The sequence below is a fragment of the Aggregatibacter sp. Marseille-P9115 genome, assembly GCF_920939465.1.
Taxonomy (GTDB): domain Bacteria; phylum Pseudomonadota; class Gammaproteobacteria; order Enterobacterales; family Pasteurellaceae; genus Aggregatibacter; species Aggregatibacter segnis_B.
The window spans coordinates 1084710-1110590 of record NZ_OV100759.1 but is presented as its reverse complement, the minus strand read 5'-3'; the positions used below and the strand labels follow the sequence as shown (position 1 = coordinate 1110590).

General features: G+C 43.0%; 17 protein-coding genes, 2 tRNA genes, 3 rRNA genes and 1 other RNA gene. 14 read left to right on the top strand and 9 right to left on the bottom strand.

The window, feature by feature from the left end; all coding sequences use genetic code 11:
- Nucleotides 1-188: 188 nt before the first annotated feature.
- Entirely contained in the window at nucleotides 189-1085 is an 897-nt protein-coding gene (locus LQ983_RS05255; protein WP_005564326.1) for a cation transporter, read from the bottom strand.
- A 170-nt stretch (nucleotides 1086-1255) separates the two neighbouring features.
- Complete coding sequence (locus LQ983_RS05250; RefSeq protein WP_005564327.1) at nucleotides 1256-1678, bottom strand: hypothetical protein; 423 nt, start codon at nucleotides 1676-1678, stop codon at nucleotides 1256-1258.
- Nucleotides 1679-2073: 395 nt separating this feature from the next.
- Here LQ983_RS05250 and LQ983_RS05245 point away from each other — a divergent pair, with 395 nt between their 5' ends.
- From LQ983_RS05245 to LQ983_RS05225, 5 genes are all read left to right on the top strand, one after another.
- Nucleotides 2074-2337 (top strand): hypothetical protein, encoded by a 264-nt coding sequence (locus LQ983_RS05245; protein WP_005564328.1) that lies wholly within the window; start codon nucleotides 2074-2076, stop codon nucleotides 2335-2337.
- A gap of 48 nt (nucleotides 2338-2385) precedes the next feature.
- Nucleotides 2386-2553, top strand: a complete 168-nt coding sequence (locus tag LQ983_RS05240) for a hypothetical protein (RefSeq protein WP_005564329.1) — start codon at nucleotides 2386-2388, stop codon at nucleotides 2551-2553.
- Nucleotides 2550-3518: a YadA-like family protein gene (locus LQ983_RS05235; RefSeq protein WP_230621873.1), complete on the top strand. Its 969-nt coding sequence runs from the start codon at nucleotides 2550-2552 to the stop codon at nucleotides 3516-3518. Before LQ983_RS05240 ends, LQ983_RS05235 begins: the two co-directional genes overlap by 4 nt.
- An 837-nt stretch (nucleotides 3519-4355) precedes the next feature.
- The gene (locus tag LQ983_RS05230) at nucleotides 4356-4568 is read left to right on the top strand and encodes an AlpA family transcriptional regulator (RefSeq protein WP_006719981.1); all 213 of its coding nucleotides are present in this window, start codon (nucleotides 4356-4358) and stop codon (nucleotides 4566-4568) included.
- A 9-nt stretch (nucleotides 4569-4577) separates the two neighbouring features.
- Nucleotides 4578-5834: a hypothetical protein gene (locus tag LQ983_RS05225; RefSeq protein WP_230621872.1), complete on the top strand. Its 1257-nt coding sequence runs from the start codon at nucleotides 4578-4580 to the stop codon at nucleotides 5832-5834.
- Nucleotides 5835-6128: 294 nt separating this feature from the next.
- Here LQ983_RS05225 and LQ983_RS05220 read toward each other — a convergent pair whose 3' ends face one another.
- Nucleotides 6129-7382, bottom strand: coding sequence for an integrase arm-type DNA-binding domain-containing protein (locus LQ983_RS05220; protein ID WP_230622609.1), 1254 nt, complete (start codon nucleotides 7380-7382; stop codon nucleotides 6129-6131).
- Nucleotides 7383-7620: 238 nt separating this feature from the next.
- Nucleotides 7621-7986, bottom strand: a transfer-messenger RNA (tmRNA) gene (gene ssrA, locus LQ983_RS05215).
- Nucleotides 7987-8233: 247 nt separating this feature from the next.
- Between ssrA and LQ983_RS05210 the strand changes: the two genes are divergently transcribed.
- The 6 genes from LQ983_RS05210 to rrf all read left to right on the top strand — a co-directional run bounded on the left by LQ983_RS05210 (nucleotide 8234) and on the right by rrf (nucleotide 14638).
- Nucleotides 8234-8869, top strand: coding sequence for a TfoX/Sxy family DNA transformation protein (locus tag LQ983_RS05210; RefSeq protein ID WP_230621871.1), 636 nt, complete (start codon nucleotides 8234-8236; stop codon nucleotides 8867-8869).
- Nucleotides 8870-9251: 382 nt separating this feature from the next.
- Nucleotides 9252-10791, top strand: a 16S ribosomal RNA gene (locus LQ983_RS05205).
- A 90-nt stretch (nucleotides 10792-10881) separates the two neighbouring features.
- Nucleotides 10882-10958: transfer RNA gene (locus tag LQ983_RS05200), tRNA-Ile, on the top strand.
- Between the two features lie 96 nt (nucleotides 10959-11054).
- Nucleotides 11055-11130, top strand: a tRNA-Ala gene (locus LQ983_RS05195).
- Nucleotides 11131-11479: 349 nt separating this feature from the next.
- Nucleotides 11480-14376: ribosomal RNA gene (locus LQ983_RS05190) — 23S ribosomal RNA — on the top strand.
- Nucleotides 14377-14522: 146 nt separating this feature from the next.
- A 5S ribosomal RNA gene (gene rrf, locus LQ983_RS05185) occupies nucleotides 14523-14638 on the top strand.
- The 16S, 23S and 5S rRNA genes sit together here with 2 tRNA genes alongside, the layout of an rRNA operon.
- A 176-nt stretch (nucleotides 14639-14814) precedes the next feature.
- Here the strand turns inward: rrf and mutS are convergent.
- Nucleotides 14815-17415: a DNA mismatch repair protein MutS gene (gene mutS, locus LQ983_RS05180; RefSeq protein ID WP_230621870.1), complete on the bottom strand. Its 2601-nt coding sequence runs from the start codon at nucleotides 17413-17415 to the stop codon at nucleotides 14815-14817.
- A 21-nt stretch (nucleotides 17416-17436) separates the two neighbouring features.
- A complete protein-coding gene (srmB, locus tag LQ983_RS05175) occupies nucleotides 17437-18765 on the bottom strand; it encodes an ATP-dependent RNA helicase SrmB (protein ID WP_230621869.1) in 1329 nt (442 codons plus the stop codon).
- Nucleotides 18766-18854: 89 nt separating this feature from the next.
- Between srmB and LQ983_RS05170 the strand changes: the two genes are divergently transcribed.
- A complete protein-coding gene (locus tag LQ983_RS05170; protein WP_230621868.1) occupies nucleotides 18855-19562 on the top strand; it encodes a tRNA1(Val) (adenine(37)-N6)-methyltransferase in 708 nt (235 codons plus the stop codon).
- A 57-nt stretch (nucleotides 19563-19619) separates the two neighbouring features.
- Here LQ983_RS05170 and pnuC read toward each other — a convergent pair whose 3' ends face one another.
- Complete coding sequence (gene pnuC, locus LQ983_RS05165) at nucleotides 19620-20309, bottom strand: nicotinamide riboside transporter PnuC (protein WP_111296952.1); 690 nt, start codon at nucleotides 20307-20309, stop codon at nucleotides 19620-19622.
- 191 nt (nucleotides 20310-20500) lie between these two features.
- Here pnuC and rapA point away from each other — a divergent pair, with 191 nt between their 5' ends.
- Both rapA and rluA read left to right on the top strand, forming a co-directional pair.
- Nucleotides 20501-23359 carry an RNA polymerase-associated protein RapA gene (gene rapA, locus LQ983_RS05160; protein WP_230621867.1) on the top strand — a complete coding sequence of 953 codons (2859 nt, stop codon included), beginning with the start codon at nucleotides 20501-20503 and terminating at the stop codon, nucleotides 23357-23359.
- Between the two features lie 2 nt (nucleotides 23360-23361).
- Nucleotides 23362-24021 (top strand): bifunctional tRNA pseudouridine(32) synthase/23S rRNA pseudouridine(746) synthase RluA, encoded by a 660-nt coding sequence (gene rluA, locus LQ983_RS05155; RefSeq protein ID WP_230621866.1) that lies wholly within the window; start codon nucleotides 23362-23364, stop codon nucleotides 24019-24021.
- Nucleotides 24022-24092: 71 nt separating this feature from the next.
- Here the strand turns inward: rluA and purT are convergent, their stop codons facing one another.
- Together purT and luxS are read right to left on the bottom strand one after the other, a co-directional pair.
- Nucleotides 24093-25274 carry a formate-dependent phosphoribosylglycinamide formyltransferase gene (gene purT, locus LQ983_RS05150; RefSeq protein ID WP_230621865.1) on the bottom strand — a complete coding sequence of 394 codons (1182 nt, stop codon included), beginning with the start codon at nucleotides 25272-25274 and terminating at the stop codon, nucleotides 24093-24095.
- 9 nt (nucleotides 25275-25283) lie between these two features.
- Entirely contained in the window at nucleotides 25284-25790 is a 507-nt protein-coding gene (gene luxS, locus LQ983_RS05145) for an S-ribosylhomocysteine lyase (protein ID WP_109859956.1), read from the bottom strand.
- Nucleotides 25791-25881 lie beyond the last annotated feature (91 nt).

Genomic DNA, 25881 nt, shown 5'->3' with positions numbered 1-25881 from the left:
TCACCGCTAATTTGAAGAACGGACACCTAATGAAAAAGCGAACCAAACGCCTAGAAATAGCAATTGTCAGAAGATGAATACAATGCCTTGCTTGAAACGGTAATATCTCAACGCAAAAAACAAAGCAGGGGTATAAGCAGATAAAACAGGGCATACGGCGAGAGCTTTTTGCCAATAATGAGCATTATTTAACCCTTCAACGCCAAAATGCGTCTGGCACCGTTAAGTACAATCCCCCCCGCGATGGTGCCGATAATCAGATCTGGATAATTGGAACCGGTCCACGCGACCAGGGCGCCGGCGGTGATGCCCCCCAGGTTGATCACCACGTCGTTGGCCGAGAATATCCAGCTTGCCTTCATGTGCGCCCCGCCTTCCCGATGTTTGGATATGAGCAGCAGACAACTGGTATTGGCAATCAATGCGACGAATGCGATAGCCATCATCACCAGAGATTCAGGCTCACTACCGAATACAAAGCGTCTCACCACCTCTACGAGCACGCCCACAGCCAAGATCAGTTGCAGTACACCAGCAAGATGCGCGGCACGTACCTGCATTTTCACGCTATGTCCAACCGCATAAAGGGCAAGCCCGTACACCGCCGCATCGGAAAAATTGTCCAGGGATTCTCCAATCAGGCCGGTGGACTGGGCGATCAGACCGGCAGTCATTTCCACCACGAACAGAAGTGCATTGATGCCGAGCAACCAGCGCAGGGTCCCGGATTCTTGCTTAGCAGAAGCTGCCGAAAACTCGGCGGCCTTGATGGTCTCTGGATTTGCAGCGACGGTTTCCTGAAGCGAGGCGCCTAGCCCCAAGGTCTTCAGTTTCGAGGTGACGGGCTCGACCTCGCCGTCATGCACGACCTTCAGCCGGCGGTTCGACAAGTCGAAGGACAGCGCCCGAATCTCCTCAAAGCCGTTCAGGGCTAGGCGAATCATTCGTTCTTCTGATGGACAGTCCATCTTCGGCACTGCATAAACACTGACCCATCTCCCTGGCGCCTCGGAGGAGGCCTGTATATCGGTATCCGCTGCGGACGTTGCATCACCGCCACAGGCGCCACCACAGGATTTGCTCATAATACGACTCCACATTGAACAATGTTGTGGTACCATTTTAAACTATAAAGCTACTATAAGGTCAATAGAGTAAAGAATCCGTTGGGGAGGAGGCTGATGCGCATTGGTCAGTTGGCACAGTTGAATGAAGTCGCCTACGGCTCCGATTTTTTATATACCACTTCGGGGCTTTATGGTTTCTTTTGCTTAAAATCCATATTAATAAATAATCTTTTTAATTCTTTCTTTTCTTCATCTGATAGCCTAATCCCTTGAGCAATGCGAATAGCAAAATCATTAGGAATCTGATTAAATTCTGCAATAGTAGTAAGGAATCTTTCGGCTAATACGCCATTCCTAACGATTGTATGAGCGATATATGAAAGTTGCTCCTCTAATCTATTGCCAGATGAATTAGATCCTGATTCTATATTCTCTAGTTTTTTCTTTTCTATACGTGCGCCTAGTTTTAATAATTCTAATGCAACACTACTTCTTGTTGCATTTGCCTCACCATCATTAACTTTATTGAGAACAATACGATCTATAACCTCTAATACAGAAAAAGGAACGCGAACTGTTATACGATTATTTTGAGAATTTAAATTTTCCATATCAAAACCTGTTTGTTTTTTAACCTAAAACAAGCACTATATAGCACCATATAGCACTACATAGTGCTATGTATGCACTATACAGCATTTTTGATAAGAAAATCTTTATTTTTCAATGAGCACTGTATATCATCTAAAAAGATGCTATTCAGCACACAAAATTCACGCCTATTTTCTGGTCGAAAACGTACAAACTCTTGATTTATAAAGGAAAAAAGGCAAATTTTAAATTTGCATTAGGTGTGTAATTACTTCATTTTTGGGTCTGTTTTTAGGTTAAATTTCTGTTGTTTTTTTAAGGGATTTTTATGCGTTTTTATTCTCCCGAATTAAAGGCGATCACTATGCGGAATGAAAAAAAATACTCATAAAAATTAAATAGGAGAGAGGGAAAAATGAATGAGGTTTTAGCCATTATTTTTTATAACTTGGCGATTATTTTTGTTTTACTTTTAGGGTTGGGGTTATTCATAAAATACCAACACAAAAAACGTGCAGATGCCCTTTTAGAAAACATGAAAAAAGCCCATTCAGCATTTTCGGTTGATCGTAAATCACAAGCGATCTTTGAAAAACGCGTAAAAGAATGGGAAAGAAAACACCCGGTTCACGCCATAAAACAACGGATTAAAAAACGCATTGAATGGCTGCTGCCATAGCAACGTGCTTTTCTGATAAACTACACGCATCTAAACACAGGAGGTTCTATGCAAATAGCCTTACCCAATACACCGACTTTTGAGAAAAAAGAGTCTTTCTACTCTGAAGATGAGCTGTATTTGCTACATCAGTTAGAAAACGACTTAGTGAAAAGTAAATCTCATGATGATGTAATGGAAAACTTGAGACAGGTACTAAAACTCGATGAAGTTTGATTATTCGATTAGATGGTACTACTTGGCAGAAGAAAAACTGCTTACTCAGGCTAAAATCGGATAATGCTGTTCGTACTGCTAATAACTCTGCTCAAAAAGTAGATTTAATGGACGTAAAAGTACAAAAACACGATACAGAAATTAATGCAATGCAAACCGCATTAATTGATACGGTAGGTAAAGTTGAAAAAGCTGAATTAGTTGGCAATCAAGCTCGTTCAATGGGTGAAAATGCGATTAAAAAAGCAGAACAGGCTTCTGAGAAAGTGGTTGAACTTGAAAAAACAGTTGTGCAGTACAATGCAGAAAAAACTTCTGTATCACTTAACAATGCAACCTTGAATGATTTAGCGGACGGTGAAGTTAGCGAAACTTCTAATCAAGCGGTTACTGGTAAACAACTTTACGCTACTGAGAAAAAGGTTGAAAAAGTGGTACAAGAACAATTAGTGCCTGTACAAAAACAAGTTAAACAAACAAAAGAAGAAGTTACAACAAATAAAGCAAGTATTGCTACCAACAGCTCTAACATTGCGAAAAATTCACAACGAATGGAAAAAGTTGTTGAAGTAGTAAACGGCCAAACTGCTCGCATTAATGAAAACACTCGCATTGTTGAAGCTCAAGCAAGACAGGTAACTCAAAATACACAAGCAATTACTGAAAATCGTCAGGCGATCCAAAGTAATAGCAAACGTATTGATGAACTTGAAAACCGCTCTCGCCAAGATCGCCGACAAGCTCGTGCAGGTGTGGCAGGGGCGATGGCGATGACCCAAATCACGCCAGTACAGGGTAAAACCTTTACGGTTGGCGCAGGTGTCGGTTCTTATCGAGGTGAAACAGCGGTTGCAGTCGGTGTGAAATATGCACCCAAACCGAATTTTGTCATCAGTCTTTCAGGCTCTGCCGACTCTCGCGGAGGTGTTGGGGCTGCAACTGGAGTAAGTTTTGGGATTGATTAGCCCGAAATTATCCTAATTTTTTCAATAAAAAGCATCTTTTGGCATTGCTGGAAGATGCTTTTTTCTTGTTAAGCTCTCTCGATTTTGCCTTCGTCAGGTAGTCATTTGGGGCAAAAAGCTCAGAAAAAGTTGCTGCATTGAACAAAAATTAAGCAATCAAACTTTTCTTGTACTAATTGATTTTTTTAATGCTAATGTGATTTTCATAGTGTTTTATTTTATTTATAGCGTATGCTTAAATTAGATAATTTTAATATTTATTAAATTTTTTTCTTTTTATTTTGTGATTGATGATTTTCAAAAAATATTTAATAAACTCATATTTAATTTGGATTAAATAATTTTTGTATTAAAAGATTTAAGGTCTTTTGATTATTTTAGGTTTTAAAAGGTAATTAAATCCTTTAAGGTTTTAAAAAAGGGCTTTAAGGTTTTAAAAAAGGACTTTAAGGTTTTAAAAAAGACTTTAAGTTTAAAAAAAACAGCATAAAACAGTGTGACAAGATTGTTTTCTTTATTTTAAAAATGATTTTTTATCCAATAAAGAGAGCGCTTAGAGCATGTTGAATTTCCTTGAATGATATTGTAAGCCTTGTAATTTTTTCTTTCCTCTTCTCTTAAAGTGTATTTTTATTTTGGGCATAAATACTATTTATAACAACTATTAAGCTTGTAAATATAAAGTAAAAAAATAAATATTTTTTTATTATTGTTAATTTAATCTTTTATTTATTTTCACTTAAATAACACTTTTCTTATGCTTTCTTTTATGTTGATCGTTTCATTTTTGTGGTGTAGCCAATTTTCATTGTTTATTAAATTTTTAAGAGGAATAAAATGAACGATAAAATTAAACTCCTTAGACCAAAAGAGGTTATTCAAAAGCTCAGTATTTCTAAAAGTACATTCTATGACTGGCAGAATAAAAAATCGAAAAGATATAGAAATGACTTTCCTAAGCCGCTCTCTATTGGTGCAAATTCTGTAGGTTATTTAGAAAGTGAAATTAATACTTTTATTTTAAATATGGTACATCGTAGATCTAAATAAGGAGATACTATGTCAAAACTAGTTGAATTAATGATTAATACACTACCAATGCTTGATACTCAATCTCAAGCATTAGCAAGACTTTTCTTAGAAAAGCAAGGTAAATGCGGCACTTATTTAGGTTCGGGAAAAACAATGGGGAGAGTATTTTCGGCTACATCTAAATGTGTGTTCTTAACTTGTACACCTTGTTACAATGAAAAATTATTGAAATTACAAAAAGAAGTGATAGCTAGTTTCAAATTGATTATCAAGAACCCTCGTATTCTTGATTTATTATCAGGTTTCATTCCCAGCAAAGATAATTCCTTGATTCAGTGGGTTGCGCGAAATAAAGCCAAATTATCTTATAAGCTAGATGATTTTAAAGCTGTTTTCTGCACGCTTTCTCCTGAAAATGTGATTGCTGCATCCACTTATCAATCTTTTGAAGAGATTAAAGAAAATATAAATCTTCTTTATGCTTCATTGGTTCATCATCTTGGATTGTTTTTATTACTAGATTGTAGATGTGCTGAACAAGATAACAGAATTAACACTCATGGGCATGCTATCATTTTGTTTGATAAAAACTTTAATTATTCAAATATTGGAAAGGATATTAGATTCAATACTAATGAAGCAATAAGAGTGCAACTGTCAAAAATTGGCTATCAAGAACAATCTAATACCCAATGGATTAATACTTACTATGATCTCTTGAGAATTATTGCTTACATTACTAAACCAAGAGAGAAGGAGTTTGAAGAAACCATAGATCCCTTTTCTTGGTTAAACGTTGGTTTATCCGTTCACTATGATCATACTCAAGATAATAAGTCACGCCGTTATCGGAATTATATCTTTAAAGATGCCTTGAAGGAGAGCAGAGCTGAAAATAACAAACACATTACGAACGAGAAGTTACATAATGAACTTGCGACACCAATGGATGAGAAAAAAGATGATCATATTCAGATAGGCAATTACAAGCGATCTCATTATTTGAATAAATTGAAAAAAGAAGTGGAATATTCCTATAAAAGAACAAGTAAGATTATTATTCCTGATGAAAAAATGAGTATTCTTGAAGCGGTTTATTTGTATGAAAAATCACCACATCAATTTTGCGATTGTGCGGAAAAGCTAGATAGAAGAAGGCTGGAAGCATTATCCGAAAAATTGAATATATCTACATCTAAAATTAAATCATTAATTATTACGCGGAAAAAATTCCGCTGGATAAAAGGAAAAAGAGGTAAATTTCAAAAAGTGTGGGTAAATTGAACTATATAAAATCTTGGGCCTGAGTGCAGTCAATTTTAGTAAAATTTGATTTTCTATAGGTAAACATCGCAAAAGAGAGAAGGCAATTATCAATCTTATAATTGCTTTCTCTCGTTAAATTACATAATGAATTTGAGTATTCACCACTCAATTTCTTACCACAAAATGAGCCAAAATTCGCAATTTAATCGTTGTTGAAATATGGCGAAAAAATCTTGCAAGTAACGTGAACAGGATTTACGAAAATCGGTTGCTAATTCGTAGAGAAATTGTGGTTTTTTAGTATTCAGCAGATTACGCATTAACAACTTTTAAATGATACTGCGGAATAGTTTCATGTGAGCATTGATCGATAAAATCTGCCCACGCTTGTAGTATAGTAAAACGCTGTTTAAGGTAATCACTTCGGTTGTATGCGGTATGAATGCGATCTTGATTGATATGAGATAACGCCACTTCAATCATATCTTTGTTATGACCTTGTTCATTCAGGTAAGTACTGGCAATGCTCCTTAATCCGTGAGCAACGAGTTTTCCGTGATAGCCCATACGTTTAATCGCAGCATTAGCGGTTTGCGTGTTGGTATGCGATTTTGGATTTCTTTCACTTGGAAAAAGATATTCTTTACCACCACTCAATTTTTTAATTTCCTTTAGAAGTGCCATTGCTTGGCGAGAAAGGGTAATTTTATGTTCTCGACCACGCTCATCTTGCTTAATCCCTTTTTGAATATAGATTGTCCAAATCTTAGATTTCTCATCAATATCTTCATAACGAGCCATAGCCGCCTCGTTAGGGCGTGTCATGGTCAGTAGTTGCCATAAAATAAGATAACGTGTTTGTAGCTTAATTTGAGCACGGTTTAAGGTCATCAGAAATTCAGGCAGATCTTCTGGACGGATCGTTTTAAAGTGTTCAACTGTAGGATTATCAAATTCTTTCGAAAGATTGGCTGTGGGATTATGCGAAATAATGTTGCGGTGCAAAGCAAAATCCATAATCTCATTCAACTTTTGAATAGAACGTCTAAGCGTTTCTAACGTGCCTTTATCTTGAAGTGTCTTAAATGCTTTCAAGGCTAAAGGTGCAGTAACTTGAGTAATCGGTAATTTATCAAAATGCGGTAATAAAATACGTTCAATCAGGCTTTTGACATCTTTTGCATAGCCCTCAGAGAAATTCTTGCGAGTTTTGCGATGTTCAAACCATTGCCAAGCGACGGCTTCAAATGTGTTGTTTAGCTCGTCTTGTTTTGCTTGTAGTTGATTAGCTCGATATTCGGCAGGATCAATATTTTGGGCTAGTAATGAGCGATATTCATCTCTTATTTTACGAGCTTGAGCAAGCGACAATTCAGGATAAATACCTAAACTGATATTTTTACGTTTTTTAGTGGAAGGATGGTAATAGTTAAAAATCCATAATTTAGAGCCATTAGTTTTAACTCTTAAGAATAGCCCACTCCCATCTGCAAGGTTGTATTCCTTTTCGGCAGGCTTTGCTCTGTCTATTTCGGTGTTCGTTAAAGATTTTGTTGTTCTTGGCATAGCTGAATCACCTGTCATTTAAGAAATATAAAAAGCGGTAAAAGCCTTGTAGCATAAGACTCTTAATGCTTGTAGTAACATCGACCTAAGTTATTTTATCATAGTGTTACTATCGATGTTACTAAAATCGTTGGATTAGGTCGGAATAGATAGGATTAAATAGGACAATAAAAAAAGCCTTGGAGTGTTATGCTCCAAGGCTTTATCGGACTTTATAAAACTTGTTTGGAATTGGACTTGGTGGAGCTGGGGGGAGTTGAACCCCCGTCCGAAATTCCTCTACCGTCAGCACTACACGTTTAGTCAGTCTTTAAGTTTCGCTTAATCCTGCGGATAGACACGCGATAATTAAGCTAGTTTGATTCAATTTAATGCTTCGATCCTCAAACAGTGGCGTCCACACGATCTCGTTTGGGTTTGACTCCGCTTTATCCCCGTCTTACGAGCGGAAGCTGGGGAGCGAAGGCTATGAGCAGGTTATTAAGCTGCTAAAGCGTATTGTTCGTCGTTTGCGACTATTTTTTTGCGGTTTATTTACGAGGCCTACCGCACCTCGACGTGCACCTCGGGCTTCGCTAATCCCGTCGAATCCAAAATCAGCCCCAAAAGTGTGTATAAGGATAGCAAAATACAGTAATAAAGGAAAGTAGGCAAAATAAACAGTGTATGCGAGATAAAGAATCGTGCGCTAATTTTTTACATATCTTATGTTTTTTAGCTGATATTTTAGTTAAAAAATTTTATTTTTTCGATCTACTTCACATTTTTGAATGTTATTAATGATATCTTTTTCTTAAAAAATAAAAAGTATGATATAACTAATTCACATAATAATAGTGTGAGGAAAAACTATGTGTAACACAAAACAAGAACTACGCAATGAATTTACTGAACTGATTGGTGAGGTAAGAGTTAAGAATTTGTTTACCGGTTATGGAATATTCCAAGAAGATGCCATGTTTGCTTTGTCCCAAAATGACGCAATTTTTGTTAGAGCCGAGGGAGAGTTGGTACCTTATTTGGAGAGGCTTGGGGCTGTTGCCTATTCACTCAATCTTAATAATATGAGTAAATTAGCTCTTTATCATTATTATCAATTACCTCCTTCAGTTCGTAAAAACAAAACTCTTTTCAAACAAGTCATTAACCTTTCTATTCAACAAATTAAAAGAAAAAAACTTTCTGAGAATTTAGCTAAAAAAGAGCGTATCAAAGAATTAGCTAATTTCACTATTAAGCATGAAAGGCTGTTAGCTAAAATTAATATTCATACAGTCAGTGATTTTAGAGCATTGGGTGCTATTCATAGTTATGTCAGATTAAAGAAATTAGGTATTCCTGCAAGTATTGATTTACTCTGGACATTTAGAGCTGCTTTAATGGATAAACACGTCAACTTGTTGACAGAAAAAGAAAAATCATCAACCCTTATTAAATTAAACCTTATGCTTGAAGCTAATGGGATGAGAAAAATCAAAGGGTGTTAGAGAATGATAAGGAAAGTGGCGTAATACATAAAACACCATTGTTGATCTAATGCTTGCAAGTTGGTTGAATGGTTTAAGATGTAATTTTTATTGTGCTTAAATTATTATCAATCAAAAAATATTTTTCAAAAAATTGAAAAAAAGGGGTTGCAAGGTCGTGATAAATGCCTATAATACGCCCCCACAACGACGCGCCGTTGTAAAGCATAAAACCGCGCGTCGTTTTTTGTTCTTTAACAATCAATCAGGCAAACTGTGTGGGCACTTGAAGATTCGTTTTTATCATTAAAGATTTTAAAATTGAACTGAATAGTGCTACGAAGATTCGTTTATTTATATAGATGATTAATTAAGTCAGCAGTATTGAGCGATTAAACTTTTTGAACTGAAGAGTTTGATCATGGCTCAGATTGAACGCTGGCGGCAGGCTTAACACATGCAAGTCGAACGGTAACAGGAGAAAGCTTGCTTTCTTGCTGACGAGTGGCGGACGGGTGAGTAATGCTTGGGAATCTGGCTTATGGAGGGGGATAACGACGGGAAACTGTCGCTAATACCGCGTAGTGTCGAGAGATGAAAGTGCGGGACCGCAAGGCCGCATGCCATAGGATGAGCCCAAGTGGGATTAGGTAGTTGGTGGGGTAAAGGCCTACCAAGCCGACGATCTCTAGCTGGTCTGAGAGGATGACCAGCCACACCGGGACTGAGACACGGCCCGGACTCCTACGGGAGGCAGCAGTGGGGAATATTGCGCAATGGGGGCAACCCTGACGCAGCCATGCCGCGTGAATGAAGAAGGCCTTCGGGTTGTAAAGTTCTTTCGGTGACGAGGAAGGCGTGATGTTTAATAGGCATCACGATTGACGTTAATCACAGAAGAAGCACCGGCTAACTCCGTGCCAGCAGCCGCGGTAATACGGAGGGTGCGAGCGTTAATCGGAATAACTGGGCGTAAAGGGCACGCAGGCGGCTATTTAAGTGAGGTGTGAAATCCCCGGGCTTAACCTGGGAATTGCATTTCAGACTGGGTAGCTAGAGTACTTTAGGGAGGGGTAGAATTCCACGTGTAGCGGTGAAATGCGTAGAGATGTGGAGGAATACCGAAGGCGAAGGCAGCCCCTTGGGAATGTACTGACGCTCATGTGCGAAAGCGTGGGGAGCAAACAGGATTAGATACCCTGGTAGTCCACGCTGTAAACGCTGTCGATTTGGGGATTGGGCCTTGAGCTTGGTGCCCGAAGCTAACGTGATAAATCGACCGCCTGGGGAGTACGGCCGCAAGGTTAAAACTCAAATGAATTGACGGGGGCCCGCACAAGCGGTGGAGCATGTGGTTTAATTCGATGCAACGCGAAGAACCTTACCTACTCTTGACATCCATGGAATCCTGTAGAGATACGGGAGTGCCTTCGGGAACCATGAGACAGGTGCTGCATGGCTGTCGTCAGCTCGTGTTGTGAAATGTTGGGTTAAGTCCCGCAACGAGCGCAACCCTTATCCTTTGTTGCCAGCGATTCGGTCGGGAACTCAAAGGAGACTGCCGGTGATAAACCGGAGGAAGGTGGGGATGACGTCAAGTCATCATGGCCCTTACGAGTAGGGCTACACACGTGCTACAATGGCGTATACAGAGGGCGACGAAGCCGCGAGGTGGAGTGAATCTCACAAAGTACGTCTAAGTCCGGATTGGAGTCTGCAACTCGACTCCATGAAGTCGGAATCGCTAGTAATCGCGAATCAGAATGTCGCGGTGAATACGTTCCCGGGCCTTGTACACACCGCCCGTCACACCATGGGAGTGGGTTGTACCAGAAGTAGATAGCTTAACCTTCGGGAGGGCGTTTACCACGGTATGATTCATGACTGGGGTGAAGTCGTAACAAGGTAACCGTAGGGGAACCTGCGGTTGGATCACCTCCTTACCAAAGATAGAATCGACTTTAAGTGTTCACACAGTTTGTTTGATGGTTGTAGACAAGGAAAGAACAAAATATCGAAGACAAAATCCTATTGGGTCTGTAGCTCAGGTGGTTAGAGCGCACCCCTGATAAGGGTGAGGTCGGTGGTTCAAGTCCACTCAGACCCACCACTTAGACTGGTGAGTTTGGTAGATTGGTTTTGTAACATTAACTAATCTTGAATATATCAAACCGCTATGTATGAGTGAAAGCCAAGGGATGTGATTGGGGATATAGCTCAGCTGGGAGAGCGCCTGCCTTGCACGCAGGAGGTCAGCGGTTCGATCCCGCTTATCTCCACCAATATCGTCATAGTTAAGTTTATTGAAGTATATTTTCATTTTATTTAATGGTATTAAATATTGTGTTGCATTAGTTAAAATGAATTTAACTATGATGATGGTAAGTGAATTAGCTTACATTGTCTTATCTGTTCTTTAAAAATCTGGAAACAAGCTGAAAACGAGACTTTCAAGAAAGTCTGAGTGAGAGTGATTGATAAAAGGCAATGACTCTTAATAAATTAACTGTTACTGCTTAGCGACATTAAGTGTTTTTCGATTCAATCTTGTGATTTTAAGTGGATTTTAGATTTAAATTAACTTTTAAGTTTATGAAATTGAATTCATTATAAGAATACTTGAGGTTGTATGGTTAAGTGACAAAGCGTACAAGGTGGATGCCTTGGCAATCAGAGGCGAAGAAGGACGTGCTAATCTGCGAAAAGCTTGGATGAGTCGATAAGAGGCGTTTAATCCAAGATGTCCGAATGGGGAAACCCAGTGGGTGAAGAACCCACTATCATTATCTGAATCCATAGGATAATGAGGCGAACCGGGAGAACTGAAACATCTAAGTACCCCGAGGAAAAGAAATCAACCGAGATTTTGTGAGTAGCGGCGAGCGAAAGCGAAGGAGCCTGTTAGTGATAGCGGAAGTATTAGAGGAATTGGCTGGGAAGCCAAATCGTAGAGGGTGATAATCCCGTACTCGAAAATACTTTTGTGGTACTGAGCTAACGATAAGTAGGGCGGGACACGTGATATCCTGTTTGAAGATGGGGGGACCATCCTCCAAGGCTAAATACTCCTGATTGACCGATAGTGAACCAGTACTGTGAAGGAAAGGCGAAAAGAACCCCGGTGAGGGGAGTGAAATAGAACCTGAAACCTTGTACGTACAAGCAGTGGGAGCCCGTGAGGGTGACTGCGTACCTTTTGTATAATGGGTCAGCGACTTATATTTTGTAGCGAGGTTAACCGAATAGGGGAGCCGAAGGGAAACCGAGTCTTAACTGGGCGAATAGTTGCAAGGTATAGACCCGAAACCCGGTGATCTAGCCATGGGCAGGTTGAAGGTTGGGTAACACTAACTGGAGGACCGAACCGACTAATGTTGAAAAATTAGCGGATGACTTGTGGCTGGGGGTGAAAGGCCAATCAAACCGGGAGATAGCTGGTTCTCCCCGAAATCTATTTAGGTAGAGCCTTGAGCGGACACCTTCGGGGGTAGAGCACTGTTTCGGCTAGGGGGCCATCCCGGCTTACCAACCCGATGCAAACTACGAATACCGAAGAGTGATACTCAGGAGACACACGGCGGGTGCTAACGTCCGTCGTGGAGAGGGAAACAACCCAGACCGCCAGCTAAGGTCCCAAAGTCTATATTAAGTGGGAAACGAAGTGGGAAGGCTTAGACAGCTAGGATGTTGGCTTAGAAGCAGCCATCATTTAAAGAAAGCGTAATAGCTCACTAGTCGAGTCGGCCTGCGCGGAAGATGTAACGGGGCTCAAATATAGCACCGAAGCTGCGGCATCAGACGTAAGTCTGTTGGGTAGGGGAGCGTTGTGTAAGCGGATGAAGGTTCATCGAGAGGTGGGCTGGACGTATCACAAGTGCGAATGCTGACATAAGTAACGATAAAACGGGTGAAAAACCCGTTCGCCGGAAGACCAAGGGTTCCTGTCCAACGTTAATCGGGGCAGGGTGAGTCGGCCCCTAAGGCGAGGCTGAAAAGCGTAGTCGATGGGAAACGGGTTAATATTCCCGTACTTGGATAAACTGCGATGTGGGGACGGAGTAGGTTAGGTTAGCGACCTGTTGGATATGGTCGTTTAAGTTCGTAGGTGGGGAGTTTAGGCAAATCCGGACTTCCTTAACACTGAGAGATGATGACGAGGCTCTACGGAGCTGAAGTAACTGATACCACACTTCCAGGAAAAGCCACTAAGCTTCAGGTTTATCTAAACCGTACTGAAAACCGACACAGGTGGTCAGGTAGAGAATACTCAGGCGCTTGAGAGAACTCGGGTGAAGGAACTAGGCAAAATAGCACCGTAACTTCGGGAGAAGGTGCGCCGGCGTAGATTGTAAGGGTTTACCCCTGAAGGTTGAACCGGTCGAAGATACCAGCTGGCTGCAACTGTTTATTAAAAACACAGCACTCTGCAAACACGAAAGTGGACGTATAGGGTGTGATGCCTGCCCGGTGCTGGAAGGTTAATTGATGGTGTAATCGAAAGAGAAGCTCCTGATCGAAGCCCCAGTAAACGGCGGCCGTAACTATAACGGTCCTAAGGTAGCGAAATTCCTTGTCGGGTAAGTTCCGACCTGCACGAATGGCATAATGATGGCCAGGCTGTCTCCACCCGAGACTCAGTGAAATTGAAATCGCCGTGAAGATGCGGTGTACCCGCGGCTAGACGGAAAGACCCCGTGAACCTTTACTATAGCTTGACACTGAACATTGAATTTTGATGTGTAGGATAGGTGGGAGACTTTGAAGTAGTCACGCCAGTGATTATGGAGTCGTCCTTGAAATACCACCCTTTAACGTTTGATGTTCTAACGAAGATGACGAAACGTGGTCTCGGACAGTGTCTGGTGGGTAGTTTGACTGGGGCGGTCTCCTCCCAAAGAGTAACGGAGGAGCACGAAGGTTTGCTAATCACGGTCGGACATCGTGAGGTTAGTGCAATGGTATAAGCAAGCTTAACTGCGAGACAGACAAGTCGAGCAGGTACGAAAGTAGGTCATAGTGATCCGGTGGTTCTGTATGGAAGGGCCATCGCTCAACGGATAAAAGGTACTCCGGGGATAACAGGCTGATACCGCCCAAGAGTTCATATCGACGGCGGTGTTTGGCACCTCGATGTCGGCTCATCACATCCTGGGGCTGAAGTAGGTCCCAAGGGTATGGCTGTTCGCCATTTAAAGTGGTACGCGAGCTGGGTTTAGAACGTCGTGAGACAGTTCGGTCCCTATCTGCCGTGGGCGTTGGAGAATTGATTGGGGCTGCTCCTAGTACGAGAGGACCGGAGTGGACGCATCACTGGTGTTCCAGTTGTCTCGCCAGAGGCATTGCTGGGTAGCTACATGCGGAAGAGATAAGTGCTGAAAGCATCTAAGCACGAAACTTGCCAAGAGATGAGTTCTCCCTGTCTTTAAGACAGTAAGGGTTGTTTAAGACTAAGACGTAGATAGGTGCGGTGTGTAAGTGTAGTGATACATTGAGCTAACGCATACTAATTGCCCGAGAGGCTTAGCCATACAACGCTCAAGTGTTTTTGGGGAGACCTGGAGCATGGAGCGAAGTAGAGTAGCAGTTAAGAGAGTGGACGTAGAAGAGAGTTGAGAGAAGGCTTGTTTTTAGATTAAGAAGACGCGAATAAGATAAGAGAGAAATCATAAAGAATATTGGCGGCGATAGTGCGGTGGGCCCACCTGACTCCATACCGAACTCAGAAGTGAAACGCCGTAATGCCGATGGTAGTGTGGGGTATCCCCATGTGAGAGTAGGTCACCGCCAAGCCTGATAGGAACCCCTGATGTGAGAGCATCGGGGGTTTTTGCTTTTGGGGGATAGGAAAGTCGTATTAGAAAATAATAGAAGAAAACTGACAATAAACTATAAATGGCTGAGATAAACCATAAGAAAAACCGCACTTGGATTTTTTATCTAAAGTGCGGTTTTTTTCTTTCCTATTTTTACTGCTTTATCATTTTCTTTAACTGATACAAATAGGCCAATGCCTGTTTTGGACTTAATTCATCCGGATCTAATTCTTGTAACATATTCAATAACATCTCCTTATTTTCATCTTCTGCCTGATCAAATGCTAATTCACCTTGACGTTGATTTAATAAACGAAGATCCTGAATCTGTTGGTTGGCGTTTTGCTGTGACAGTTTTTCTAATTGCGCCAGTTTTTGTTTGGCAAGCTTGATGACTTGTTGTGGCACACCTGCCAAGGCAGCGACCGCAAGACCGTAACTTTTACTGGCAGCCCCCTTTTGTACAGCGTGCATGAAAGCGATAGTGTCATTATGCTCAATGGCATCTAAATGAATATTACCGATACCTTGCACCTGTTCCGGTAGCACCGTAAGCTCAAAATAGTGGGTGGCGAATAAGGTTAAAGAACAGATTTTTTTCGCTAACCATTCGGCGCAAGCCCAAGCGAGGGACAAACCGTCGTAAGTGGAGGTTCCACGGCCGATTTCATCAATTAACACCAAACTTTTATCCGTTGCTTGGTGCAGAATATTCGCCATTTCCGTCATTTCTACCATGAAGGTTGAGCGTCCGGAAGCGAGATCATCAGAAGCACCAATGCGGGTAAAAATACGATCAATAGGGCCAATGACTGCACTGTCTGCCGGCACAAAACTGCCCATGTACGCCATTAAGGTAATCAGCGCCGTTTGACGCATATAGGTACTTTTACCGCCCATATTCGGGCCGGTGATAATAAGGAAATGTTGCTGTTCGGTAAGCTCTGTTGGGTTGGCAATAAACGGTTCCTTCAACACTTGCTCCACCACAGGGTGACGGCCATTTTGAATATGAATGCCCGTTTGTGCCGAGAAGGTCGGTGCCACATAATTCAGGCTTTCCGCCCGCTCCGCTAAATTGGTGAGCACATCCAATTCGGCTAATGCCAAACCGGCGAGCTGTAAGTCACCTAAGTGCGGTAATAATTGGTCGAAAATTTCATCGTATAGCTGCTTTTCCAGCGCCAAAGAAGCGCCTTTTGCTTTCAACACCTTATCTTCATAGGTTTTCAATTCAGGAATGATATAACGTTCGGCATTTTTTAAGGTTTGACGGCGCACATAATGAATCGGCGCCTTATGGGCTTGCCCCTGGCTAATTTGAATGTAATAGCCGTGTACGGCATTGAAGCCGATTTTCAACGTATCAATACCGGTGCTTTCCCGTTCTCGTTGTTCCAAATCTTCTAAATAACGAGTTGCACCGTCAGATAATTCACGCCATTCATCCAATTCTGCATTGTAACCTGCCGCAATGACACCACCATCACGAATTAATACCGGTGGACTGTCAATAATCGCCCGTTGTAAAAGGTCAAATTGTACGGAAAAATCGCCCAGTTGTTGGTAAAGTGCGGTCATTTTTTCCGATGTTTTTTCAGCCAACCGATCTTTTATATAAGGAATCTGCTCTAAAGCGGTACGCAAGCGGGTTAAATCACGCGGACGGGCGGTGCGTAACGCCACGCGCGCTAAAATGCGTTCCATGTCACCCACTTGTTGCAAATAAGGTTGTAAATCCGCCACTAAATCCTGTTCTAAAATCGCACTAATGGCTTGTTGGCGTTGCGTGAGTTTTGCCACATCGCAAATCGGCTGATGAATCCAACGTTTTAGCAAGCGACTGCCCATCGGGGTGACGCATTTATCCAACACTGCCGCCAACGTGTTTTCCGTACCGCCCGCCAGATTTTGAGTGAGTTCCAAATTACGACGGGTTGCTGCGTCCAGCTGAATGTTTTCACTGTGTTGAATGAGATGAATGCTTTGAATATGAGGCAAGGCAGTACGTTGCGTTTCGCGTGCGTATTGCAATAGACAACCGGCGGCACATAAGCCCAGAATCGCTTTTTCCACACCGAATCCGCACAAGTCTTTCGTATTAAATTGATGGCAAAGCTGTTGAATGGCGGTTTTTAGCTCGAATTCCCAAATAGGGCGACGACGTAAACCTTTGGCGTGTTCAATGAGCTGAAAATCGGCAAAATCTTCGCAATAAAGCAATTCTACCGGCGCGATGCGTTGTAATTCCGTTTGCAAATCCGCTTTGGATTGCGGTTCGCATAGCTGAAAACGACCGGACGTCATGTCTAATGTCGCCAAACCGAAATGATCTTTTTCCTGATACACTGCGGCAATGAGGTTGTCTTGCCGTTCCGGTAACAATGCTTCATCGCTCACTGTACCCGGCGTGACAATGCGCACAATTTGGCGTTCAACAGGGCCTTTCGCCGTATTCGGATCGCCGATTTGTTCGCAAATGGCGACAGACTCCCCTAACTGCACCAACTTCGCTAAATAGCCTTCCACCGCGTGATAAGGTACGCCTGCCATGGGAATTGGCTGCCCTGCAGATTGTCCGCGTTTGGTCAGCGAAATATCCAACAGTGCAGAGGCGCGTTTTGCATCGTCATAAAACAGCTCGTAAAAATCGCCCATGCGATAAAACAATAAAATATCCGGATTCTCCGCTTTGAGTTGCAGATATTGTTTCATCATCGGCGTATGCTGTTCGAAATTTTCTTTTGGCATCATGTGGTTATCTTATTCCGGCGATTATTGGGCGGTTTCTGTTGTTGAAGCACTTGGTTTACGGCGTTTGCCGATATTTTTACGATCTTGGTGGCGCTGTTTGGCTTTTTTATCCGCTTTCTTTTGCGCTTCGCGTTTTTCTAATTTTTTCGCTTTTTGTTTTTTGCTGACAGTTTTGATTTCACCGTCTTTCGGCGCTTTGGTACGCGGTTCCAAACCTTCAATCACACGTGCTTTTAGAATTTCTTGGGTATAACGCTTAATTTTGCCCAACAGACGATAATCGTGCGCTTCTACGAAAGACACGGCGGTGCCTTTTTTGCCGGCACGCGCGGTACGCCCAATGCGGTGCAAATAAGTATCGGCGCTGTACGGCAAATCAAAATTCATAATGTGGCTGACGTCATCAATATCGATACCACGCGCGGAGATATCCGTGGAGACCAACACCGTTACCACGCCGTTTTTTAGTTTATCGATAGCGTTGTTGCGTTGGGTTTGCGCCATTTCGCCTTCCAAATACGTGCTGCGAATACCGCGTTTGCGTAGATTTTCCGCCAGTTCGCGCACATCTTCTCGACGGCGTACGAATACAATGCCCTTACTGACTTGCTCTTGCTCAATGAAACGCGCCAATAATTTGAATTTATGCTCATTGCTGTCGGCGTGATAATACCATTGCTGAATTTTCTTCCGTTCACGACGGCTAGGCTCTGCATCAATTTTTACCGGCTCGTTTAACGTGCGGTCGGCAAAATCTTCCAATAAATCGCCTTCAAGGGTCGCCGAGAACAACAACGTTTGCTTACGCCAACGGGTTTCTGCCGAGATTTTCTCTGCATCTTGTCCAAAGCCCATTTGCAACATTCTGTCCGCTTCGTCAAAAATTAGAATTTCTACCGCGCGGCAATCAAAATTTTCTTCTTTAATGTATTGCAACAAACGCCCTGGGGTCGCCACCACAATGTCCTGATTTTTATTGAAAATCTCGCCGTGATTTTGATACGCCACACCACCGGTGATAGTCGCAATTCTGAGTTTGGTGAAGCAGGCAAGTTCTTCCGCCTGTTCCGCTACCTGCATGGCAAGTTCGCGGGTTGGCGTGAGAATCAACACACGCGGCGCGCCCGGTTTACGGCGTGGATAATCCAACAAGTGTTGAATGGCCGGTAGCAAAAACGCGGCGGTTTTTCCGGTGCCGGTCGGTGCGGACCCGAGGACATCAAAGCCCTCCATCGCGGCAGGAATGGTTTCCTGTTGGATGGCAGTAGGACGTTGGTAGCCTTTTTTCTGGAGGGCGTTGAGTAATTCAGGCGCGAGATCAAAATCTGCAAATTGAGTGAGGTTTGTCATTGGTATTTGTTGTTCATTAGCATTAAAATTGCGCCGAATTATACCGCACTTTGCCGTTAAAGTGCGGTCCTTTTTGACGGTGTTTTTCGATGAGCAAGACGGGTTTTCGTTTTAAACAATTTCAGATCAATCACGATCGCTGTGCCATGAAAGTGGGGACGGATGGTATTTTATTGGGTGCGTGGGCGGGTGTGACGCAGGCAAAACAGATATTGGATTTAGGTAGTGGCAGCGGTTTAATCGCCTTAATGTTGGCTCAACGCAGTTGTGCCGAAAGCCGGATTTATGCCGTGGAAATTGATCACGTGGCGGCACAACAAGCCTGTGAAAATGTATTAATTTCACCGTGGAAGAATAAAATTCAGGTGTATAAGCAAGATATAGATAGTTTTTGTACTCAAACAGCAGAGCGCTTCGACTTGATTGTCGCCAACCCGCCCTATTTTCAAACAGGGGTAGATTGTCGTAACGAGGAGCGGAATACAGCCCGTTATTTTGCCGCACAAAGTCATTTACATTGGTTAGAGAGCGCTGCTGCTTGCTTGGCTCCAAAGGGAAAAATCAGTTTTGTGTTACCTTTTGACGCAGGAAAAACGTTGCTAAAAAGCACCGCACTTTATTGTGTTGCGCGTTGCGATGTCATTACTAAGCAAGGCAAAGCGCCACAACGTATGTTGTTGACCTTTGCCACACAACCACAAACATTGCGATATGACGAGTTGATTATTTACGACACACAGAATCAATATCATGCTGATTTTGTCGCATTGACGCAGGATTTTTATTTGAACTTCTAAAAAAGCCATAAAAAAACACCGCACTTCCTTTAAAAGTGCGGTGTTTTTCTTTGTTTCTTAGGCCTGTTTCATTAATTTCGTCCAGTTGTAATAACCGTATAACGAGTTCAATAAATAGGCACTATACATTAAATACATGGCCGGGGTTTCCGCCCACAAGGCAATGGAAAGGATATTTAACAAAATCCATAAAAGCCATTGTTCACGGTAGCGTAAAATCATCAATAATTGGGCTGAAACAGTAATCACGGTAGTTAAACCGTCTAATCCTGTGGAGCTGCCGCCTGCCGCATTAAGGGCTTGTACGAACAATAACGTACCGACAATCACTGTGGTGGCTAGGATGAGCCAGCCTTGCAGCGTCAGTGATTTCGCAATAACGCTTTCTGCTCCGCTCTTTTCTTGTTGCATATGGGTTTTCCACATGAAATAACCGATAAATTGCGCTGGAATATAAACATACAAGACGGTATTCATTTCACCGATGAAATTCTCGCCCCATGCTACATAGAAGTAAGTGTAGGCAAAAATCAGCCCGAACAGATAATTACTGATTTTCCCTTTACTGACGAATACCACACAAATCACGCCGGCAATACCGGAAATCATGGCTAAGGGCGATTGCGGATCTAAGACGAAAGCAACAATTTGCGCCGCAATAAAGAGAAATAGCCAAAACACTTCAAAAGGTTTCCAGTCGGAAAAAAGTTCTTGTTTTATTTGATGTAAATACGGTTGTAGATTCATAGTCACCTCACAAATGGGATAAAGTGCGGTCATCTTAGGAAGTATTTTTTAGAATGTAAAGGATTTGCTACGTTTTTGTGTTGCTGATCACAAAAAAGATGTCATCACGTTAAACATGAATGGCATCGTGTCATTTCTTTTTCAGCGTAACAGGGCTAAAATAGCGCCTTTTTATCAGTAGAGAGAACATCATGACTTTTGCGGTTGGGCAGCGTTGGATCAGTGAAACGGAAAATAATTTAGGCTTGGGAGTCATTCGTGCCGTGGATTTTCGGCAAGTGACAATTGATTTCCCTGCAGCACAAGAACAACGTATTTATTCGGTGCAAAACGCGCCGTTAAATCGTGTGCAATTTCGTATCGGTGATTTGATTCAACATGTAGAAGGTTGGCATGGCGAAGTGCTCAATGTGGCGGAAAATAATGGCTTGCTGTTCTATTTGGTACAACAAGAGGGCAAGGAAGACTGTGTCGTCAGTGAAATAGAGCTGGCTCATCGCATTTCTTTTTGCCGACCGCAAGAACGCCTGTTTTCCGCACAGATTGATCGTAACGACCATTTCGTGTTGCGTTACCAAGCGTTGCAATACCAAAAAGCGCAATTTCAATCACCCTTGCGGGGCTTACGCGGTATCCGCGCCGGGCTGATTCCTCATCAATTACACATTGCGAAAGAAGCCGGGCAGCGTATTGCACCACGCGTGTTGTTGACCGATGAAGTGGGTTTAGGTAAAACGATTGAAGCCGGCATGATTTTGCAGCAGCAATTATTTGCCGAAAAGGTACGCCGCGTGCTGGTTATTGTGCCGGAAACGTTGCAACATCAATGGTTGGTCGAAATGTTGCGTCGTTTTAATTTGCACTTTTCGCTGTTTGACGAAGAACGTTGCGCGGATTTTGCCGCGACAGAAGAGCAAGAAGAAGTGAATCCGTTTACCACCGAATCCATGATTATTTGTGCCTTGGATTGGTTGGTGCAAGCGCCAAAACGGGTACAACAAATTTTGGCGGCCGGTTTTGATATGCTCATTGTCGATGAAGTGCATCATTTGGTGTATGACGAAGTCAATCCAAGTTTGGAATATCAGTTAGTGCAACAACTGACACAACAGATTCCCGCCGTGTTATTACTCACCGCCACACCGGAGCAGCTTGGTCAGCAAAGTCATTTTGCCCGTTTGAATTTATTGGACCCACATCGTTTCCACGACTATCAGGCTTTTTTAAAGGAACAGCAAAATTATCAGCCGATTGCCGAAGCCACACAGGCATTACTGGAGAATCGCCCATTAAATGTGGATGAAAAGCGCACGATTTCCTTGTTGTTGGCTAAGTCAATTAATTTTGAAACCGGCAATAAGGCGAAGTTAATTCAACAGCTTATCGACCGCCATGGTACCGGGCGTTTATTGTTCCGCAATACCCGTCAAAGCGTACAAGGCTTCCCGAAAAGGGTGTATCACCCCATTGCCTTATCTCAGCCGAAGCAATATGAAAATGCAGTGAAAACGCTCCTTGCCTTTGGTGAAAATCCGTTGCAATGCGCGCTTTATCCTGAACACTTTTTGCGAGAACTTAACACCAATATGGCGTGGTGGGAATTTGACCCACGCGTACAATGGCTCATCGATTTTTTAAAACAACATCGACAGGAAAAAGTGTTGGTGATTTGTCGTTATGCAGATACGGCAATTCAGCTGGAACAAATTCTGCGTGAAAAAGAAGGCATTCGTAGTGCGGTATTCCACGAAAAAATGTCTATTGTGGAACGCGATCGTGCGGCGGCGTATTTTACCCAACAAGAAAATGGTGCACAGGTGCTACTCAGTTCCGGGATTGGCTCTGAGGGGCGAAACTTCCAATTTGCCTGTCATTTGGTGCTGTTTAATTTGCCGGAAAATCCTGATTTGTTAGAGCAGTGCATCGGGCGTTTGGATCGCATTGGACAAACGCGAGAAATTCAAATTTATCAGCCGTATTTTACCGACAGTGCACAAGCCGTGTTGGCAGACTGGTATCATTTAGGCTTGAATGCCTTCAATGAAACGTGCCCGATGGGTGCCTTATTGTTCGAACAGTTTGCCGAAGTATTGCAAAAAACGTTGAAAAATCCGACCGCACTTGACGCTCGTCAGGACTTAATTGAGCGTACTCAAGCGGAGCGGTTACGCATGAAGCAGCTGTTGGAACAAGGGCGTGATTTGTTGTTGGAGCTTAACTCTAACGGTGGTGAGGCGGCGAAGCAGCTGGCACAAGACATTGCTGGGCAAGATGGCAGTCAGGAGTTAGTCAATTTTGCCTTGAATCTGTTTGATGTCATCGGCGTGGAACAGGAAGATTTAGGTGAGCAATCCATCGTCATCACGCCCACAGGCACGATGCTTATGCCCGATTTCCCTGGCTTGAAAGAGGAAGGTGTCACGGTCACTTTCGACCGTCAATTGGCGTTGGCACGCGAGGAGTTGGAATTCCTCACTTGGGATCATCCGATGATTTACCACGGCATTGATTTAATCACTTCCGGTGACATTGGCAAAAGCGCCGTGGCGTTGTTGGTGAATAAAAATTTGCCATCAGGCACGCTGTTACTGGAGTTGGTTTATGTGGTGGAAAGCCAAGCGCCACAAGGGTTACAATTAACCCGATTCTTACCGCCAACACCGATTCGTCTGTTGCTGGATAATCGCGGTAATGATTTGGCACCGCAGGTGGAATTTGACACATTACAACGTAAATTGAAGCCGATGGAACGCAATGTGGCGAATAAAATTGTGAAAATGCTGCGTCCGAGCATTGAAGGGCTGATTGCTCAAGGTGAGCGTTTGGTGGTGGCACAAAGTGAGCAGATTATCAATGCCGCACAGCAAGAAGCCGAGCAGCAATTGGATGCAGAACTCAACCGATTAATCGCGTTACAAAAAGTGAATAAAAACATTCGCGCCGATGAAATTCACACGTTAGAACGTCAACGCACCCAAATTTTACAGCTGTTACAACAGGCAACCTGGCGTTTAGATTGCTTGCGTGTGATTGTGAGTAATAAGGAATAAACATGGCCCTGATTGAATATAATCCGCCGCAGGAACCTTGGCTGGATTTGGTGTATCGTGATGATTATATTGCGGTGGTGAACAAGCCAAGTGGACTACTTTCCGTACCAGGCAATCAGCTGCAATATTACGACAGCGCGATGTCGCGGGTGAAAGAAAGGTACGGTTTTTGTGAACCGGCACATCGACTCGACATGGCGACTAGCGGGATTTTGTTGTTTGCGTTGAGCAAAGCGGCAGATCGCGAGTTAAAACGCCAATTTCGTGAACGCGAACCGAAAAAATATTATCAGGCGTTGGTTTGGGGACATGTGGAACAAGATCATGGGGTTGTTGAGTTGCCACTGATTTGCGACTGGGAAAATCGCCCTCGCCAAAAAATTTGCTTTGAACGAGGCAAAAGAGCGGTCACTTTTTACGATGTTTTACAACGTTATCCCAATAATACGACACGCGTAAAGCTTACACCGATTACAGGGCGTTCCCATCAATTACGCTTGCACATGCTGGCACTTGGGCATCCGATTTTAGGTGATAAATTCTACGCACATCCACAAGCCAAAGAGTTATCGCCTCGCCTCTGCTTGCATGCGGAAAGCCTGCAGATTCAACATCCGATTACCGGAGAAACGATGGAATTCACCGCGCCGGTCGGTTTTTAATAAAAAAGTGCAGTGAAAAAACAAGGTATTTTTTCACCGCACTTTAACTGTGATTCAACGATAAGCTGAGCTTATAAAATCACGTCTAATTTATCATAAGCACGACGGGCTTTTTCTAAGGCTTTTTCAACGCTGATGTCGCGTGCCAAAATCACCCCTAAACGACGATGGCCATTCACTTCACCTTTACCAAAAATGCGTAAGTTGGTTTGCGGTTCGGCAAGTACCTGCTCTAAGTTGGCAAATTGTACTTGTTTGGATTTGCCTTCCACCACAATGGCTTTGGACGCGGACGGGCTGATGAAATCAACGCTCGGAATCGGCAAGCCTAAAATGGCGCGAGCGTGTAAGGCGAACTGTGATAACTCTTGTGAGATCATGGTCACCATACCGGTATCGTGTGGACGCGGGGAGACTTCGTTAAAAATCACGTCATCGCCACACACAAACATTTCTACCCCGAAAATCCCACGACCACCTAATGCACCCGTGATTTTCTCCGCGATGTCTTGCGCTTTTTTCAATGCAGTTTCTGACATGGCTTGTGGTTGCCAAGATTCACGGTAATCGCCATCGATTTGAATGTGCCCGATTGGCGCAAGGAACGAAGTACCATTCACATGGCGTACGGTGAGCTGGGTAATTTCGTAATCAAATTGAATGAACCCTTCCACAATAACGCGTCCGGCACCGGCACGTCCGCCTTCTTGGGCGTAATCCCATGCCGATTGGATTTGATCGAGGGTACGAATGATGCTTTGTCCATGGCCGGAGGAGGACATAATCGGTTTGACCACGCACGGAACGCCGATTTTTTCGACCGCACTTTTGAAGTCGTCAAAGTTATCTACGAATTCATAAGGTGAGGTTGGCAAGCCTAATTCTTCCGAGGCTAAACGACGAATGCCTTCACGGTTCATGGTCAGTTTCGTGGCTTTGGCGGTCGGGATAACGGTGAACCCTTCTTGTTCCAGTTCAAGTAAAGTATCAGTGGCGATAGCTTCCACTTCCGGCACGATAAAATCAGGACTTTCCTTTTCCACAACGGCGCGTAATGCCGCGCCATCCAACATGGAAATGGTGTAAGCACGGTGTGCCACTTGCTGTGCAGGCGCGTTTTCATAGCGATCTACTGCAATCACTTCAACACCTAAACGTTGTAATTCAATGACAACTTCTTTGCCCAATTCCCCTGCACCAAGCATCATTACTTTCAGTGCTTTTGGGGTTAATGGCGTGCCGATTGTAGTCATGGGAGCTCCTTATTGTTTGAGTAAACTTTCGTCTAAGGTTAAATCTTCGTTTTTATTCACGCCGATACCGCGTGCTAATACGTTTTGCGCAATTTGATGTGCTTCGTCCAAAGAATGTTCGGTGTATGTACCACATTGGTATTCATTCAGTTCGGGGATTTCTCGTTGATTTTTCACATTGAGAATATCTTGCATGGAGGCTGCCCAAGCCTGTGCAACTTGGGTTTCGTTTGGGGTACCGATTAAGGACATATAAAAACCGGTGCGGCAACCCATCGGCGAAATATCGATAATTTCGACATCTTGACTATTGAGATGATCGCGCATGAAGCCGGCAAATAAATGTTCTAGTGTGTGAATGCCTTTCGGTGGCAAATTTTCCTTATTGGGAATGGTAAAACGCAAGTCAAAAACAGTAATGTTGTCTCCTTTTGGAGTTTGCATTATTTTGGCAATTCGCACTGCGGGTGCATTCATACGAGTGTGATCGACTTTAAAACTATCAAGTAATGGCATTTATTTTTCCTCAAATGGAGTGATTTTTGTTTATAAAATAGTCAATTGAGACTTTTTTTGAGATTTTTTTAAATTATTTCCGAACTTTTTT

Coding starts and splice junctions, on each gene's coding strand:
- LQ983_RS05255 (WP_005564326.1), bottom strand. CDS start 1,085: ATGAGCAAATCCTGTGGTGGCGCCTGTGGCGGTGATGCAACGTCCGCA.
- LQ983_RS05250 (WP_005564327.1), bottom strand. CDS start 1,678: ATGGAAAATTTAAATTCTCAAAATAATCGTATAACAGTTCGCGTTCCT.
- LQ983_RS05245 (WP_005564328.1), top strand. CDS start 2,074: ATGAATGAGGTTTTAGCCATTATTTTTTATAACTTGGCGATTATTTTT.
- LQ983_RS05240 (WP_005564329.1), top strand. CDS start 2,386: ATGCAAATAGCCTTACCCAATACACCGACTTTTGAGAAAAAAGAGTCT.
- LQ983_RS05230 (WP_006719981.1), top strand. CDS start 4,356: ATGAACGATAAAATTAAACTCCTTAGACCAAAAGAGGTTATTCAAAAG.
- LQ983_RS05225 (WP_230621872.1), top strand. CDS start 4,578: ATGTCAAAACTAGTTGAATTAATGATTAATACACTACCAATGCTTGAT.
- LQ983_RS05220 (WP_230622609.1), bottom strand. CDS start 7,382: ATGCCAAGAACAACAAAATCTTTAACGAACACCGAAATAGACAGAGCA.
- LQ983_RS05210 (WP_230621871.1), top strand. CDS start 8,234: ATGTGTAACACAAAACAAGAACTACGCAATGAATTTACTGAACTGATT.
- mutS (WP_230621870.1), bottom strand. CDS start 17,415: ATGATGCCAAAAGAAAATTTCGAACAGCATACGCCGATGATGAAACAA.
- srmB (WP_230621869.1), bottom strand. CDS start 18,765: ATGACAAACCTCACTCAATTTGCAGATTTTGATCTCGCGCCTGAATTA.
- LQ983_RS05170 (WP_230621868.1), top strand. CDS start 18,855: ATGAGCAAGACGGGTTTTCGTTTTAAACAATTTCAGATCAATCACGAT.
- pnuC (WP_111296952.1), bottom strand. CDS start 20,309: ATGAATCTACAACCGTATTTACATCAAATAAAACAAGAACTTTTTTCC.
- rapA (WP_230621867.1), top strand. CDS start 20,501: ATGACTTTTGCGGTTGGGCAGCGTTGGATCAGTGAAACGGAAAATAAT.
- rluA (WP_230621866.1), top strand. CDS start 23,362: ATGGCCCTGATTGAATATAATCCGCCGCAGGAACCTTGGCTGGATTTG.
- purT (WP_230621865.1), bottom strand. CDS start 25,274: ATGACTACAATCGGCACGCCATTAACCCCAAAAGCACTGAAAGTAATG.
- luxS (WP_109859956.1), bottom strand. CDS start 25,790: ATGCCATTACTTGATAGTTTTAAAGTCGATCACACTCGTATGAATGCA.